Origin of the sequence: Thermalbibacter longus (genome assembly GCF_023806485.1) — a bacterium.
Taxonomy (GTDB): Bacteria; Chloroflexota; Chloroflexia; order Thermomicrobiales; family Thermomicrobiaceae; genus Thermalbibacter; species Thermalbibacter longus.
Map to the genome: position 1 here is coordinate 343,085 of NZ_JAMSLR010000001.1, position 15,524 is coordinate 358,608.

At 65.0% G+C, this 15,524-nt stretch carries 13 protein-coding genes; 9 read left to right on the top strand and 4 right to left on the bottom strand.

What is annotated here, in order from left to right:
• Positions 1-12: 12 nt before the first annotated feature.
• From dmpG to NET02_RS01540, 3 genes are read right to left on the bottom strand one after another with little or no spacing between them, the layout of a single operon-like run.
• Positions 13-1,026: a 4-hydroxy-2-oxovalerate aldolase gene (dmpG, locus tag NET02_RS01530; RefSeq protein WP_284055606.1), complete on the bottom strand. Its 1,014-nt coding sequence runs from the start codon at positions 1,024-1,026 to the stop codon at positions 13-15.
• On the bottom strand, positions 1,023-1,946 hold the full coding sequence (locus NET02_RS01535) for an acetaldehyde dehydrogenase (acetylating) (protein ID WP_284055607.1): 924 nt from the start codon (positions 1,944-1,946) through the stop codon (positions 1,023-1,025). The genes dmpG and NET02_RS01535 overlap by 4 nt, the downstream gene beginning before the upstream one ends.
• Positions 1,883-2,701: an IclR family transcriptional regulator gene (locus NET02_RS01540; protein ID WP_284055608.1), complete on the bottom strand. Its 819-nt coding sequence runs from the start codon at positions 2,699-2,701 to the stop codon at positions 1,883-1,885. Before NET02_RS01540 ends, NET02_RS01535 begins: the two co-directional genes overlap by 64 nt.
• 884 nt (positions 2,702-3,585) lie before the next feature.
• On the opposite strand from NET02_RS01540, the gene NET02_RS01545 reads away from it, so the two are divergent.
• Together NET02_RS01545 and NET02_RS01550 are read left to right on the top strand one after the other, a co-directional pair.
• Entirely contained in the window at positions 3,586-5,151 is a 1,566-nt protein-coding gene (locus NET02_RS01545) for a 4-hydroxyphenylacetate 3-hydroxylase N-terminal domain-containing protein (protein WP_284055609.1), read from the top strand.
• 138 nt (positions 5,152-5,289) lie between these two features.
• Positions 5,290-6,285, top strand: coding sequence for a catechol 2,3-dioxygenase (locus tag NET02_RS01550; protein WP_284055610.1), 996 nt, complete (start codon positions 5,290-5,292; stop codon positions 6,283-6,285).
• Between the two features lie 140 nt (positions 6,286-6,425).
• Here the strand turns inward: NET02_RS01550 and NET02_RS01555 are convergent, their stop codons facing one another.
• Positions 6,426-7,241: an IclR family transcriptional regulator gene (locus NET02_RS01555; RefSeq protein ID WP_284055611.1), complete on the bottom strand. Its 816-nt coding sequence runs from the start codon at positions 7,239-7,241 to the stop codon at positions 6,426-6,428.
• A gap of 617 nt (positions 7,242-7,858) precedes the next feature.
• Here NET02_RS01555 and NET02_RS01560 point away from each other — a divergent pair.
• The 7 genes from NET02_RS01560 to NET02_RS01590 all read left to right on the top strand — a co-directional run bounded on the left by NET02_RS01560 (position 7,859) and on the right by NET02_RS01590 (position 15,523).
• Positions 7,859-9,391 (top strand): 4-hydroxyphenylacetate 3-hydroxylase family protein, encoded by a 1,533-nt coding sequence (locus NET02_RS01560; protein ID WP_284055612.1) that lies wholly within the window; start codon positions 7,859-7,861, stop codon positions 9,389-9,391.
• Positions 9,392-9,411: 20 nt separating this feature from the next.
• Complete coding sequence (locus NET02_RS01565; protein ID WP_284055613.1) at positions 9,412-10,392, top strand: VOC family protein; 981 nt, start codon at positions 9,412-9,414, stop codon at positions 10,390-10,392.
• 59 nt (positions 10,393-10,451) lie between these two features.
• On the top strand, positions 10,452-11,810 hold the full coding sequence (locus NET02_RS01570; RefSeq protein WP_284055614.1) for an ABC transporter substrate-binding protein: 1,359 nt from the start codon (positions 10,452-10,454) through the stop codon (positions 11,808-11,810).
• Between the two features lie 169 nt (positions 11,811-11,979).
• On the top strand, positions 11,980-12,924 hold the full coding sequence (locus tag NET02_RS01575; protein WP_284055615.1) for an amidohydrolase family protein: 945 nt from the start codon (positions 11,980-11,982) through the stop codon (positions 12,922-12,924).
• Between the two features lie 108 nt (positions 12,925-13,032).
• Positions 13,033-13,257: a tautomerase family protein gene (locus tag NET02_RS01580; RefSeq protein ID WP_284055616.1), complete on the top strand. Its 225-nt coding sequence runs from the start codon at positions 13,033-13,035 to the stop codon at positions 13,255-13,257.
• 112 nt (positions 13,258-13,369) lie between these two features.
• On the top strand, positions 13,370-14,323 hold the full coding sequence (locus tag NET02_RS01585) for a phosphoglycerate dehydrogenase (protein ID WP_284055617.1): 954 nt from the start codon (positions 13,370-13,372) through the stop codon (positions 14,321-14,323).
• 141 nt (positions 14,324-14,464) lie between these two features.
• Entirely contained in the window at positions 14,465-15,523 is a 1,059-nt protein-coding gene (locus tag NET02_RS01590) for a M42 family metallopeptidase (protein WP_284055618.1), read from the top strand.
• Position 15,524: the final 1 nt, after the last annotated feature.

The following is a 15,524-nucleotide window of genomic DNA, read 5'->3' on the forward strand; positions in this document are numbered from 1 at the left end:
GATCGAGCAGGATCAAGCTACTCGCTGCTTGGCCTGTGCCAGATCGACCGCAACGTCGAGGATCCAGTCTTCCTGCCCCGCCACGGCCTGGCGCCGGCCGAGCTCGACCAGCAGCTCCCGCGGGTCGAGCCCGAATTCGGCCGCGATGTGTCGAGCGTGCAGCAGGAACGTCGAGTAGACTCCGGCATAGCCGATAGTGATCGCGTCGCGATCGGGGATCGGCTGGTACGGCATGATGGGCGCGACGACGTACTCCGCAGCGTCCATCAGCGCAAAGACGTCGAGACCCGGGTTGATGCCGAGTCGGTCGAGCACGGCGGCGATCAGCTCAGTTGGAGCATTGCCGGCCCCGGCGCCCAGTCCCCGGAGGCAGCCATCGACCTGATCGGCTCCGGCTTCGATGGCGGCCAGCGTGTTGCCGATGGCCAGGCCGAGGTTGTTGTGCGCATGGAAGCCGACCTGGATCGAAAGCCGCTCCTTCAAGGCACGCACGCGTGCCCGGGCATCGTCGGGCAGCATCGCGCCGGCCGAGTCGACGATGTAGACGCAGTCGGCGCCGTACGACTCCATCAGCGCGGCCTGCTCGGCCAAAAACTCCGGTGGCCGCATATGGGCCATCATCAGGAAGCCCACGGTCTCCAGGCCCAGCTCCTTGGCCAGACCGAAGTGCTGCTCGGAGATGTCGGCCTCGGTGCAGTGCGTGGCGATCCGGACCACCTGGACACCGCGCTGGGCAGCCTCCCGTAGCTCCTGCCGGGTGCCGATGCCGGGGATGAGCAGGGCGGCGATCTTGGCACGGGTGGCGGATTGCCGCGCGGTCTCGATCAAATCCATCTCCGAGGTGCCGGAGAAACCGTACTGGATCGAGCTCCCCGCGAGCCCGTCACCGTGGGTCACCTCGATTACCGGGACGCCAGCGGCGTCCAGCGCCTGGACGATCTGCTGCACCTGCTCGCGGGTAAACTGGTGCTTCATCGCGTGCGAGCCATCGCGCAGGGTCGTATCGGTCACCCGTGGCGCTTTCATGCCACCACCTCCTCGCGCACGCCGAGCAGGTGCCGGGCGAACAGCTCGCCGACCTGCCGCGCGGCCGCCGTCATAATGTCGAGGTTGCCGGAGTAGGGCGGGAGGAAGTCGCCGGCACCCGTCACCTCGAGCAGCATCGCGATGACGACCCGCTCGCCCCAGGGGGTCGAGCGCCGGTCGAAGACCGGTGCGCTCTTGAGCCGGTAACCGGGGACGTAGCGCTGCACATCGGCGACCATCTGCTCAACCGACGCGACGACGGCGTCCTTGTCGAAATCGCCCGCAGGGATCACATAGATCGTGTTGCGCATCAAGATCGGGGGCTCGGCTGGGTTGAGGATGATGATCGCCTTCCCCTGCTGGGCGCCGCCGAGGGCTTCCAGGCCGCGGGCGGTGGTGAATGTGAACTCGTCTATGTTCTGGCGCGTGCCGGGCCCGGCTGATCTGCTGGCCACCGTGCTGACGATCTCGGCGTAGCGCACCGGAGTGACCCGGCTAACCGCGTAGACCAGCGGGATCGTTGCCTGCCCGCCGCAGGTGATCAGGTTGACGTTGGGCTCGTCGAGGTGCTGGCCGAGATTGACCGGCGGGACTACATAGGGACCTCGGGCGGCCGGCGTGAGGTCCACCGCGATCTTGCCGGCCTCGCGCAGCAGCTTGGCATGACGCACATGCGCCTTGGCGCTGGTGGCGTCGAAGACGATCTTGATCTCCGGATCAGCGAGGACCGCTGCGATACCCTCGTGGCTGGCCGGAATGCCGAGCGAGCGGGCCCGGGCCAGTCCCTCTGACTGGGGATCGATCCCGGCCACCAGCGCGAGCTCCATGTGGCCGGGATCGCGCAGGATCTTGTACATCAAGTCGGTGCCGATGTTGCCCGAGCCGAGAATCGCGACTTTAACTCTATCCGACTCCGCCATAGCTGTTCCTCCTCGTACGACTCGACTGATTCTGAGACCCTCCTTGCCGCGCCGGTGATCGCTGTTATCAGTCGTTGCTGGTTGGGATAGAAGCGATGCGCCGGAACCGACAGGCTCATGGCCGCGATGACCTGCCGGCGACGGTCGGTAATCGGAGCCGCCACGCAGCAGAGGCCGATCATGGCCTCCTCTTGATCCAGCGCGTAGCCTTCGAGACGCACGCGCTCGAGCTCGCGCGTGAGCCGCCGGATATCCGTGATGGTATTCGGCGTGAAGGCTCGCAGACCTCTCGCGCGGACGATCGCCTCCACCTCCTCCTGGGGGCGATGCGCCAGCAGTACCTTCCCCACGCCGCTGCAGTGGGCGGGGAGTCGCTTGCCCACGCCTGAGAGCACGATCTCCAATGCGCGGTCGCCCTGCACCTTCTCGACATAGAGCACCTCGCCGTCGATGAGCACGGCGAGGTGCGTCGTTTCGCCCCAGCCAGCCACGAGCTGCTGCATTACGGGCCGCGCGGCCTTGAGCAAGCAGCTCGTGTCGAGCAGCATCTGCGACCGCTCGAAGAGTATCCAGCCGAGCTGGTACCGGCGATTGCTCGTGCGCCGGAGCAAACCTTCTTCAGCGAGGCTGGAGAGGAGCTCGTGCGCAGAGGAGGGCGCGATGCCGAGCGCGTGCGCGACCTCCGTCACGCCGATCTCGGACTGCTCGAGTGTGAACAGTCGTAGGATCTGGGCCAGACGCCGAACGGTGAGCACGCGCGGTTGTCTCCCCTCGTCCTTGCAGTCATGATAGACTGGCCAGTTCGGCTGGGCAAGTCGCTTTTTCGGTTCAGCCGAATTTCGTGGCGTGCTCCATCGAGAAATCTGGAGTATGCTCGGCAGCAAGCAGATATGTTGCACACATCTATCGAACGTCTCTGTCAAGGGAGGAATCAAGATAGTCCTGGTATTGACTCAATAGTAGCCACGGACATGTGTATACTTTTCAGAATGAAGTCCTCTCCTATGCCTGGAGCGAAAATTTCCATATCCCGTAGCCATCCGCCGAAGGGCCAGGGGTTTTCGCCGTCGATCCGTTCGGCGCGCCCGCATCCTATCTCCGCCGGTCGATCGCGGTGCTCCTGGATGTCGTTTCAGGTGCTCCGGCCACTCAGCGCCGTGGTCGCGTAACTGGCAGCGTGCTCCCGAATGCGCGCTCTCCCGGACAATGTTCCCGCTTGAACGACAACGAATGGAGAACCTTCGCTCTGGGCCGAAGGGGTGGGCGAGCAGGCCAAGGCCGCGCGCCGGTGATCGGGTCGGCCTCCGCGTACTCGAGCGTTGTCCGCCAGGCTCAGCTAGCTACCGTGGGCTCTACCGCGCTCGTTCAGGCGCTCGACCGGCAGCCGGACTGGCCGCGAGAGAAAGCCGCCTCCAGCCCGGTTACGGTAGCCCTGCCCGCTCTCGGCGATCGACTGTGCGTGAGCGAGAGGGCACCGGGCTCCCGCGGAATTACCGAAGCCATCTGGCCGGCCCGCCCGTGAAACAGGGGAGGAAATCCCCCAGCAAATTCGCTTCATCCGAATTCCGCTATTGAAGTGTCTCGAGGGCGTTCAGTATAGTGGAACAAATAGGCCGGCACAAGGAATAGGGGGCAGGAGATGGCAGTTACACAGACTGCAGTGCGCCCGTTCACTGGAGCAGAGTACCTCGAGAGCCTTCGAGACGGCCGCGAGGTCTACGTCTACGGCGAGCGGGTCAAGGACGTGACGACCCACCCGGCCTTCCGGAATGCCGCGCGCATGGTTGCTCGGCTGTACGACTCGCTGCACGATCCGGCGAAGCAGGGCGTGCTCACGGTGGAGACCGACACCGGTAACGGTGGCTTCACGCACCCGTTTTTCCGCGCGCCGCGCTCGGCAGAGGATCTGGTCAAGGCCCGGGACGCGATCGCCGAGTGGGCGAGGATGACCTACGGGTGGCTCGGCCGCAGCCCGGACTATAAGGCGAGCTTCCTCGGCACGCTCGGCGCCAACGCCGCCTTCTACGATCCGTACTCGGAGAACGCCCGGCGCTGGTACCAGTTCGGCCAGGAGCGCGTCCTCTACTGGAACCACGCGATCGTAAACCCGCCAGTCGACCGGAATCGCCCGCCGGATGAGGTGGGCGATGTCTATATGCACGTCGAGCGCGAGACCGATGCCGGAATCGTGGTGAGCGGGGCCAAGGTGGTCGCGACCGGCTCGGTTCTGACTCACTACAACTTCATCGCCCACTACGGGCCGCTGCCGATCAAAGACAAGAGGTTCGCTCTCATCTTCACCGTGCCGATGGATGCTCCTGGGGTGAAGTTGATCAGCCGGCCTTCCTATGAGTACGCCGCAGCCGTCATGGGCAGCCCGTTCGACTACCCGCTCTCCAGCCGGCTCGACGAAAACGACGCAGTCTTCATCTTCGACAACGTGCTGGTGCCGTGGGAGAACATCTTCGTCTACGGCGACGTGGACAAGGTGAACAACTTCTTCCCGCTCTCCGGCTTCATTCCGCGCTTCACGCTCCACGGCTGCACGCGCTTCGCGGTCAAGCTCGACTTCATCGCTGGAGTGCTGCTCAAGGCGATCGAGGCCGCCGGCACCAAGGACTTCCGCGGTGTGCAGGCGCGGGTCGGCGAGGTGCTCGCATGGCGCAATCTCTTCTGGGCGATCACCGAGGCGATGTGCCGCAACCCGATCCCGTGGGTGGACGGCTTTGTCCTGCCGAACCTCGAGTACGGCCTGGCCTACCGGGTGCTGGCGCCGACAGCCTGGTCGCGAGTGCGACAGATCGTGCTGGACGACGTGTCCAGCTCGCTGATCTACCTGCCGTCTCACGCGGCTGATCTGCTCAATCCGGACGAGCGGCCGTACCTGGAGAAGTATGTCCGCGGCTCAAACGGCTACGACGCGCACGACCGGATCAAGGTGATGAAGCTGCTCTACGACTCGGTCATCAGCGAGTTCGGCGGTCGTCACGAGCTGTACGAGCGGAACTACGCCGGCAACCACGAGAACATCCGGCTCGAGGTGCTGCTGGCGGAGACCGCGATCGGTGGCGTCGATCGGCTCAAGGCGTTTGCCGAACAGTGCTTGAGCGAATACGACCTGGAAGGTTGGCGCGCTCCCGATCTGATCAACAACGACGACGTGAGCTGGGTGTGGAAGCGCGTGCGCGAGGCAGGGCAGTCCTGAGATGGGGTCTCGTTCGCTACGGACGCATCGAAAGGCCACAGCGTCGACTGGGAACGGAGGCACGGCCCGAGCGCCGGGGTGGGCGCCCCAGCGGCACGCAGTACTAGGCGATGGTTCGGTCATCAGGGAGGTGAGCCCATGACCGCTGGAAACGGCGCGGAGCCGATCTTCGACGTGGCGCAGCTCGCGCATGCCGAGATCCTCACTCCAGATATGGAGGGGACGCTCTGGTTCTTCAAGGAGCTCATCGGATTGGAGGAGACCGAGCGACGTGGCGACTCGGTGTACCTTCGGGCCTACGAGGACTGGTACCACCACACGTTGAAGGTCACGAAGGCCTCCAGGCCGGGCCTCGGCCACGTGGCCTGGCGGACGACCTCACCGCAGGCGCTCGAGCGGCGCGTGCAGGCGATCGAGGCGGCCGGGCTGGGTGAAGGCTGGCACGAGGGTGACCTCGGGCACGGTCGCGCCTATCGCTTCCGCACTCCCGATGGCCACCCGATGGAGCTGCTCTGGGAGGTCGAGTACTACCGCACGCCAGCGGAGGCCAAGACGAAACTGATCAACCGCCCGCAGCGGCGTCCGCTGCGCGGGGTACCGGTACGCCGGATCGACCACGTGAATCTGCTGGCGTCCGATGTCACGCAGAATCGGCAGTTCCTGACGGATGTGCTCGGCTTCCGGCTGCGCGAGAACATCCAGCTCAACAACGGCAAGGAGGCCGGCGCCTGGCTGAGCGTCAGCCCGCTGGTGCACGAGATCGCCTTCATGATGGACCAGACCGGCAGCCGGGGCAGGCTGCATCACGTGTGCTACTGGTACGGTTACCCGCAACACCTCAGCGACATCGCCGACATCTTCAGCGAGGTGGGGATCAAGATCGAGGCTGGCCCCGGCAAGCACGGGATTAGCCAGGCGATGTTCATGTACGTCATCGAGCCGGGCGGCAACCGCGTCGAGCTCTTCGGCGATGCGGGGTACCTGATCTTCGATCCCGACTGGAAGCCGATCACCTGGCATGAGGAGGAGCTCGACAAGGGCATCATCTGGTTCGGCTCGCCGCTGCCCGCCGAGTTCTTCCTGTACGGGACGCCACCGGTGGAGGTCGCAGAGCCGGCCCATGCCGATGACTGAGCGAGGGCTCATCTCAGCAGCGTACTCGATCGACTGTGGGGTTGCGTTCTGGCAGCCCCACAGTCGCTTGTCCGGACACCCCGCTCCAGGCTCGCTTCGCGATGCTGGTCTCCGGGCCTATCACGTCTCGCATGCCAGGTTCAAGCTCGTGTCGCCCAGGCTGCAGATCGCGACCCGGACCGCTTGGGCCTGGTCCATTCCGGCGTCTCCACGTAGTACCCGAGCTGCATCGAGACATGCTGCGCAGCTTCGATGACGGCCGTCGTCAGTCGCTGACGGTAGGGATAGAACCGGTAGGCCGGAACGGACAGGCTCAGGGCCGCGATGACCTCGCCGGTCTCGTCGCGAATCGGGGCGGCGGCACAACAGAGGTCGACCATGACCTCTTCCTGGTCGTAGGCGAACCCCTGCAGTCGCACTTCTTCCAGCTCGATACGCAGGCGATCGATGCTCGTGATCGTGTTCGGGGTAAGGGATGGCAGGCCCTGACGCTTGACGATAGCCAGGACCTCTTCCCAGGGCCGGTGTGCAAGCAGGACTTTCCCCACACCGCTGCAGTGAGCGGGGAGGCGCTTGCCAACGCGCGAGAGAACGATCTCGAGCGCTCGGTCTCCTTGGAGCTTTTCAACGTAAAGCACCTGGCCGTCGATGAGCACCGCAAGGTGCGTCGTTTCGCCCCAGCCGGCGACGAGCTGCTCCATCACCCGGCGGGCGATGAGCAGGAAGTCGGTCGTTTCCAGCAGGGTCTGCGAGTGCTCGAAGAGGCTCCAGCCGAGGCGGTAGCGGCCTCCTGGAATACGCTGGAGCAGCCCCTCGCTCGCCAGGGTACTGAGGAGCGAGTGAGCGCCTGACTTCGGTAGCCCGAGCGCCGCTGCCACCTCGGTTACACCCCACTCCGCCTGCTCTGGGGTGAACAAGCGCAACACCTGCGCCGCGCGCTGGACCGTCTGCAGCATCACCGACCTCCGTCGATTACCTTAGCGCGAGGGCCAACCGGGACAGCTCAGAAGTTCATGATAATCGGACGCCTTCCTGTGCGACTTCCTAATTTGGCCTTCATTCGCCAGGCTCGCAAGATCTGTGTTCAGAATAGATGAACAACTGCCTTGACGCTGGCCAGTTGACCTCGTTAGGGTAGAGAGAAGCATGGATCGGACAGCGTTATAGAGCGAATATAGCACGACCGTCGGGACGAAGATAACTCGAGGCGGAGCACGCGCGGAGAGGAGCTGGTACATCGACCGAGACGCTTCGAGGCGCGACGTGCGGCGCCGGTAGCTCTCCGTTCCAGGGTCGACCGCACGCATGGCGTTGTTCCGGAGAGTACAGGACCGAATGCGACTTCCCCAGGTCACTGATTCGATCTTCACGTTGCGAGCCTTTACCTCAACCGACCACATCCAGCAGACATCGTCCAGCCGGACAGCGAGAGCTGTAGCCGGTGATGCTGTCTCCGGGAGGTCATTCTCCTCGTTCGCGGGTGTGGTTCCTCCAACGCCACAGCCCGGTAGCCGCGGTTATGATGAGTCGGCGCGGACATGTCTCCCGCCGTTCGAGACAGAGGAGGGACGGTATGGAACGCCTTGCGAAGCCGGTTACCAGGCCGTTAACCGGCGAAGAGTACTTGGAGAGCCTGCGCGACGGGCGGCGCGTGCTCTTCCAGGGTGAGTGGGTCAAGGATGTGACCACTCATCCTGCCTTCCGGAACGCGGCCCGCTCGATCGCCCGCCTCTACGATGCTCTGCACGCGGCGGAGACCAGGGATACGCTCCTCACCACCGACCGCCTGGGAATCTCCACCCACAAGTTTTTTACGCCAGCCTATTCACCAGCCGACCTGCTCGGCGCCCGGGACGCCATCGCGCTCTGGCAGCGGATGAGCTTCGGCTGGATGGGCCGCACGCCGGAGTACAAGGCGGCCTTTATGGCCACGCTCGGGGCCGACCCCGACTACTACGCGCCCTTCGCCGACACCGCCCGCAACTGGTACCGGGAGTGTGCCTCCAAGGTCCTCTTCATGAACCACGTGATCGTCGACCCGCCGGTCGACCGCAACCGTCCGCCCAGTGAAGCTCGCGATGTCTATGTCCACGTGGTGAGGGAGACCGACGGCGGAATCGTGGTGAGCGGCGCCAAGCAGGTGGCGACGGCCTCGGCCCTGACGCACGCGACTTTCGTCGGAGTCAACAGCGGTAGCGCTGCCCGCCTGCAGGAGGGGCGCGATGACGACCTGGCGCTAGTCTTCTTCGTGCGGATGGACAACCCGCGGCAGATCCTGATCTCACGGGCCTCCTACGAGTTGAAAGCCGAGAGCCCGTTCGATAGCCCGCTGGCTAGCCGGTTCGACGAGAACGACGCGTTTCTCGTCCTGGACGAGGCTTTCATCCCCTGGGAAGATGTGCTGGTCTACCGCGACGTGCCCAAGGCCAAGCGCTTCTACGCCGACTCCGGGTTCTTCAACCGATTCAACTTCCAGACCACGATCCGGATGGCGATCAAGACCGAGTTCATGCTGGGGCTCCTGCAGAAGAGCCTGGAGTGCAACGGCACGGCCGACTTCCGCGGTAACCAAGTGATGGTGGGTGAGATCGTGGCGATGCGCCATCTCTTCTGGAGCATCGTGACGGCGATGGCCCATGACCCCGAGCCGAGCCTAGGAGGGTCGGTGGTGCCGCGGTTGGAGTACGCCGCAGCGGCACGAATCTATACCAACTTCGCCTGGGATCGAATCCGGCAGATCTACGAGCGGCTGCTCGGCGGCGCGCCGATCATCAACGTGTCGAACTATCGTGACCTGCTGAACCCGGAGGTGCAGCCGATCCTCGAGCGCTACCTGCGAGGGACCGGCATGCCGGCCAAGGAGCGGAGCAAGCTCTACAAGCTGGTCTGGGATGCGATGTACTCCGAGTTCGCGGGCCGGCACGGGCTGTATGAGCTGAACTACGCTGGGAACCACGAGCAGAAGTACCTCGATGCCCTGAGCTGGGCGGAGAGGCGCGGCTTGATGGACCAGTTCGAGGCACTGGTGGACGAGTGCCTGGCGCAGTACGACCTGGATGGATGGAAAGATCTGGCCTGGTCGTGGTCGCCGGATGGCTCCGCTTAGTTGTAGGGAGGGTTGGGCTGATGGGCGAAGCGCAGGTGCCGGTCGTCGCGCAGCTTGCGCACGTTGAGCTGCTGACACCGAAGCCGGTGGAGAGCCTCTGGTTCTTTACCGAGGTGCTCGGGATGACCGAGGTCGCGCGCGAAGGACAATCGGTTTACCTTCGCGCTTATGAGGACTGGTACCTCTACACGCTCAAGCTGACTGAAGCGCCGGATGCGGGGCTCGGGCATGTCGCCTGGCGCGTCTCGGCGCCGGAGCTGTTGCAGGCCGGCGCCGAGGAGATCGAGCGGCGCGGTCTCGGCCTGGGCTGGAGCGAGGGCGAACTCGGCCAGGGGGCGAGCTTCCGTTTCCAGATGCCCGACGGTCACCGGATGGAGTTGGTCTGGGAACTCGAGTATTACCAGGCGCCCGAGGAGCAGCGCAGCCCGCTGAAGAACCGGCCCCAGCGCCGGCCGCTACGGGGCGTTCCTGTCCGGCGACTCGACCACGTCAACTGCTTTGTTAGCCAGGTGGAACCGCATGAGGCGTTTCTGCGGGAGGCGCTAGGCTTCAAGCTGCGCGAGACCAAGATCGGCGGCGATCGGCAGAAGGTCGGGTCGTGGCTCAGCGTCAGTCCGATGGTGCACGAGATCGCGGTCATGCGCGACGGCACTGGGCAAGGCAACCGGCTGCACCACGTCGCCTACTGGCATGGTTACCCGCAGCACCTGTACGACGTTGCCGAGCTCTGCATGGACTGGGGCGTGCGCATCGAGGCTGGGCCCGGAAAGCATGGGACGACCCAGGCCTTCTTCCTGTACCTGTTCGAGCCGGGCGGCAACCGTGTGGAGCTCTTCGGCGATGCGGGCTATCTGATCTTCGACCCAGATTGGAAGACGGTGGTCTGGGATGTGGCTAACGAATCGGACCTCTACCACAGCACGATCTGGATCGGGGCACCGACGATGCCGGAGTCGTTCTACACCTACGGCACGCCGGAGCGGGTACCGGTCGTGAAGTAGCGGCCAGCGTCTCTAGCGGCCTTTTGGATCAGCGGGCCATTGTTCGGGGAGGAGAGACGATGAGCGAGAAGCGGGAGCTGCTGGGTTCAACCGTCCTCGGTGCGCGCTGCTCGCGACGGCTGCTCCTGCGCGGGGCGTTTGCGGCCGCGCTCGCCCCGTCGCTGGGCGCCCTCTTGGCAGCTTGTGGTGGAGAGGCCGCTCCCACCCCGGCCGCTCCGGCACCGGCCGCGAGCCCCACCCCGCCGGCGGCGACGCCGACCCCCGCCGCGGCCAGCCCGACGGTGGCTGCAACGCCGACTGGTCAGGCGGGAGGCGAGCCGGTCCGTCTCGGCGTGTTGCTGCCGTACTCGGGGGTCTACACCGCGCTGGGTGAGAACATCACCCGGGGGTTGGAGCTGTACCTCGAGGAGATCGGGTATCAGGCCGGTGGGCGCACGATAGAGGTCTATAAGGAAGATGACGCGGCCAACCCGGAAGTGGGCTTGACCAAAGCTCGCCAACTCGTCGAGCGGGATGGGGTGCATCTCCTGGCCGGGATCGTCCACAGCGGGGTGGCAACCGCGCTGCGCGACTTCGTCGATAGCCAGCAGATCCCGCTCATCATCGCGAATGCCGGAGCGGCCGCGCTGACCCGCGATCCAGCCCAGCGCAGCCCCTACATCTTCCGCGTCTCGTTCGCCAATGGCCAGTACGAGTGGCCGCTCGGGCCCTACGCGCACGACTCGCTCGGGTATGCCCGTGTCGCCGTGACCGCGCCAGACTACTCGGCTGGGCACGAGAAGGCGAACGCGTTCAAAGCGGCTTTCCAGAAGGCTGGCGGCCAGATCGTGGACGAGGTTTATCCGCCGTTGGACACTGCCGACTTCGGGCCGTTCCTGCAGCGCCTCCAGCAAGCACAGGTCGATGCCGTCTGGGCCTTCTTCGCCGGGGCGGACGCGGTTCGCTTCGTCCAGCAGTACAACGACTTCGGGCTGAAGGATCAGTTCCCGCTGATCGGAGCGGGAGACCTGGTAGACGAGGCGTATCTGGAACAACAGGGTGAGGCTGCCCTCGATGCCGTCACTTCCCTGCACTACACGCCGCAATACGACTCGTCGGAGAATCAGGCCTTCGTCCAGGCGTTCCGGGGAAAGCATGGCCAGGTGCCGAACCAGTTCGCCTACCAGGGTTACCTGTGTGCCCGAGTCATCGCGGAGGCGCTCGACGCGGTCGAGGGGCAGGTGGAAGAGCGGGAGGCCTTCCTGAGCGCGCTGAAGCAGGTGCAGTTCACCGGGCCGACTGGACAGTTCCGCTTCCACCCGGAGACGCAGAACGTCGTGTTTACAGTGTTCTTCCGTCGGGTGGAGCGCTTGGACGACGGCAGCCTGGGTAACGTGGTGCTCGACAAAGTCGAAGGCATCGACGACCTCTCGTTCTAGCTCAGGTATCGGTGCAGGGATCCCGGGATCACCGATCGATTCTGGCAGGTCCTGGTCGCTACTCTGCTTGATGCCGGGTGTCCAGTGAGCTCATTGGACGTTTCGCCTTCGGGGTTTCGGTTCGACGCTGCGGAGCGGGCTCGCCTGAGATATTGCGAGAGGAGCCAGCATGATCGATGTCCACGCGCATTTCATCCCGCCAGCCGTTCTGGACTGGGTGCGACAGCACGCGGATGCCCTGGATGCGCGCTGGGAGCAGCGTGACCCGTCGAAGGCACCGTTCCTCACAGTCGGCGGGAAGTGGTCCTTCGAGCTGAAACCGGCATTCCACGACGCAGACCTCTTCCTGGCCGATCAGCAGCGAGCCGGCGTGCGGCACAGCCTGGTATCGCCTGTCCCGCAGCTATTCCTCTACGATGCGCACCCTGCACTCACGACGGAACTCGCCCGGCTGTACAATAACGAGCTCGCTGCCTGGTGCGAGGAGCAGGCTGATCGTCTCTCGGGCCTCGCTACATTGCCGCTCAACGTGCCCGAGGACGCGGCCGCCGAGCTGTCGCGGGCCCGCGAGCGCGGCATGCTCGGGGCCATCATCGGCCCTGGCTGCGGCGACCGGTTGCTCAGCGATCCGTCGTTCGCCCCGCTGTGGGAAACCGCCGATCGGCTGGAGGCCGTGCTCTTTCTTCACCCGCTCTTGAGCCAGGATCCTCGCCTGCGCCGCCCGCAGATGCCCAACCTGATCGGTGTGCTCTGGGAAACGACGGTATCGCTGGCCGACCTCATCTTGAGCGGGTTGCTGGATCGCTATCCCAGGGTCAAACTGCTGGTGGCGCACGGCGGTGGCTTTCTGCCGTACCAGATCGGGCGTCTCGACCAGGGTTATCAGGTCTGGCCTGCTGTACGAAGCGCGCTCGACTCGCCGCCGAGCGCCTGCTTGCGGCGCCTCTGGTTCGACTCAGTGGTGTGGACTCGGCAGTCGCTCCAGCTCCTGCTGGATCTCGTCGGCCCGGAGCGCGTGGCGCCAGGTTCCGATTACCCCTTCGACCTCTCCGTCTGGCCGCCGATCGGCGAGGGGGCCCGAGGAGCCGAGACGCTGCTTGGCCGTGCGCCGTAGCGTCCCACACCGTGGCACAATGCTCCAGGCAACGGCCAGCCAGCGGTTCGCTCGCTCTGGCCAAAGCGTTTCGAGCCGGACCAGTCGGGAAGACCGGAGGAGGAGGGGATGCCGCTGCTCGAGATCCTCTACTCGCGAGAAGAGCCGCTGCTGGTCGAACGGCGACGCGCGTTCGCGCGCGAGGCCGTGGAGATCTTTCGCGAGGTGCTCGGCACGCCGCCGGGTCGCCTGCGGCTCGCGTTCTACTACCTCGACCCGGAGGACAGCCTGGGTCTTCTCGATGATTCGCCGCCAGAGCCGCACGTCGAGCACGCCAGCGAGCCGACAGCCTGACACGGTAGCGGCGGGGTGCGCGTTGCGGCAAGCACCAGAGCTCCGGTTGATAGCGTAGAATGGCGCGAGCAGCCGGTCGCTCGAACGTGTCCGGAAAGGAGCGGGGGTTCCGATGGCGAAAGAGGTGCTGGTGTTGACCTGGAAGTACGGGGGGGTGCGCGAGGAGATCGCGCGGTTCCTCGACTCTCGCGGCTGCCGGTTGGCGGAGCGTGAGATCATCTACCCGATCACCGAGGACCACCTCTGCGAGCTGGTCCGCGATGTGGACGGGTTGATCGTCGGCCTGGAGCCGGTGACGAAGAAGGTGCTCGAGCACGCTAACCGTCTGAAGGTGATCAGCACCAGCGGGGTCGGCTACAACCACATCGACGTGGAGGAGGCGACCCGAAAGGGCATCGCGGTCTGTATCTGCGCCGGGTGCAACAACCATTCGGTGGCGGAGCTGACATTCGCCATGATGCTCGGGCTCTCCCGAAGAGTCCTCGAAGCGGACCGGTCGATGCGTCGTGGCCAGTGGGGACGGTTCTTCGGCCAGGAACTCTGGGGCAAGACGCTCGGCATCGTCGGATTGGGGCGAGTCGGCAAGAGCGTGGCGCTGCTGGCCAGGGCCTTCAACATGCAGGTGCTCGCGCACGACATTGTCTGGGACATCACCTTTGCCAACGAGCACGGCATCAGCTACGTGCCACTGGATCGGCTGCTCCGGGAGTCCGACTATGTCTCGCTTCATGTACCGCTGACGCCGGAGACGTACTACCTGATCGATGAGCGGGCGCTCAGCCTGATGAAGCCAACCGCCTATCTGATCAACCTGGCCCGCGGGCCAGTGGTCAAGCAATCGGCGCTGGTCGAAGCGCTGCGAGCGGGTAAGATCGCTGGCGCGGGGCTCGACGTCTTCGAGGTCGAGCCGATCGAGGAGAATCCGTTCATCGAATTCGAGAACGTGATCATGACGCCGCACCTCGGCGGCTCGACGCAGGAGGCGCTGGAGCGAACGCTGTACCTCTCGTTGACCAACGTGACGAACGTCCTGAACGGGCTGCCGGCGCATTGCCAGGTGAACTAGATTCGAGCGCATGGCTCCGGCGCTATAGCGAACAGTGGGTACGAATGCCTCTCGCGCGCGATGCCTGCGAATCTGGTGAGTAGTCACGGGCGGCATCGGAGCCAGCGAGGTTCGTGGGAATCATCCCGGAAGGAACTCGCCGTGGAGCAACAACAGAGAGACTTCCTCATCAAGCTACTGGAAGCGCCCAGCCCCTCGGGATTCGAGGAGCCTGCGGCTCGTGTCTGGCGGCAGGAGGCGGAGTCGTTCGCTGACGAGGTCACGGTCGACCGGAACGGCAACAGTTTTGCCCGGCTGCGCGGCGAAGGGCCGGTGGTCGTGATCGAAGGGCACGTCGATGAGATCGGCCTGATGATTACCCATATCGATGACGACGGCTACCTCTGGTTCCGGGGTATCGGCGGTTGGGATGATCAGGTCCTGACCGGCCAGCGGGTACGTATACTCGGCCGGAGCGGGCAGGTGCTGGGAGTTATCGGTCGCAAGCCGATTCACCTCCTCAGCGAAGAGGAGCGAGGTAAAGCCAGCCGCATCAAGGATCTGTGGATCGATATCGGCGCGCGCAGCGGCGATGAGGCCCGCGAGCTCGTCTCGGTGGGCGATCCGGCGGTGCTGGAGCAGGCTCCGGTTGAGCTGCGCAATAACCGGCTGGTTGCGCGCGGCATCGACAACCGCATGGGAGCCTTCGTGGCGCTGGAGGTCCTGCGCGCGCTGTCGACCGATCGCCCGCGGGCCGATGTGTACGCCATCGCGGCCACGCAGGAGGAGATCAGCTTCCTGGGGGCGCGGACCAGCGCGTTTGCGTTGAACCCCAGTGTGGCGATTGTCCTCGACGTCACCCACGCGACCGACCACCCGGACGCCGACAAGCGCGGTGGGGGAAATGTCAAGATCGGTGGCGGGCCGGTGCTGGATCGCGGCTCGATGGTGCATCCGCTCGTCTTCGACCGCCTGGTGGCTGCAGCTCAGGCCGAGGACATCCCGATACAGCTCTCGGCAGCACCCGCCCGGACCGGGACGGACGCCGACGCCATCGCGCCAGCGCGTGCAGGTATCCCGTGCGGGCTCGTTTCCGTGCCAAACCGCTACATGCACTCGCCGAACGAGCTGATCAGCCTGGATGACCTCGACGCAGCCATCCGATTGATCGCCCGGTTCGTTCGAGATCTCGGCCCGTCGCCGGACTTCGCGCGGAGATAGG

Excerpts from the sequence above, each read along its gene's own strand:
- NET02_RS01585 (WP_284055617.1), top strand. The coding sequence starts at position 13,370 with ATGGCGAAAGAGGTGCTGGTGTTGACCTGGAAGTACGGGGGGGTGCGC.
- NET02_RS01555 (WP_284055611.1), bottom strand. The coding sequence starts at position 7,241 with ATGCTGCAGACGGTCCAGCGCGCGGCGCAGGTGTTGCGCTTGTTCACC.
- NET02_RS01565 (WP_284055613.1), top strand. The coding sequence starts at position 9,412 with ATGGGCGAAGCGCAGGTGCCGGTCGTCGCGCAGCTTGCGCACGTTGAG.
- NET02_RS01570 (WP_284055614.1), top strand. The coding sequence starts at position 10,452 with ATGAGCGAGAAGCGGGAGCTGCTGGGTTCAACCGTCCTCGGTGCGCGC.
- NET02_RS01560 (WP_284055612.1), top strand. The coding sequence starts at position 7,859 with ATGGAACGCCTTGCGAAGCCGGTTACCAGGCCGTTAACCGGCGAAGAG.
- NET02_RS01580 (WP_284055616.1), top strand. The coding sequence starts at position 13,033 with ATGCCGCTGCTCGAGATCCTCTACTCGCGAGAAGAGCCGCTGCTGGTC.
- NET02_RS01575 (WP_284055615.1), top strand. The coding sequence starts at position 11,980 with ATGATCGATGTCCACGCGCATTTCATCCCGCCAGCCGTTCTGGACTGG.
- dmpG (WP_284055606.1), bottom strand. The coding sequence starts at position 1,026 with ATGAAAGCGCCACGGGTGACCGATACGACCCTGCGCGATGGCTCGCAC.
- NET02_RS01545 (WP_284055609.1), top strand. The coding sequence starts at position 3,586 with ATGGCAGTTACACAGACTGCAGTGCGCCCGTTCACTGGAGCAGAGTAC.
- NET02_RS01535 (WP_284055607.1), bottom strand. The coding sequence starts at position 1,946 with ATGGCGGAGTCGGATAGAGTTAAAGTCGCGATTCTCGGCTCGGGCAAC.
- NET02_RS01550 (WP_284055610.1), top strand. The coding sequence starts at position 5,290 with ATGACCGCTGGAAACGGCGCGGAGCCGATCTTCGACGTGGCGCAGCTC.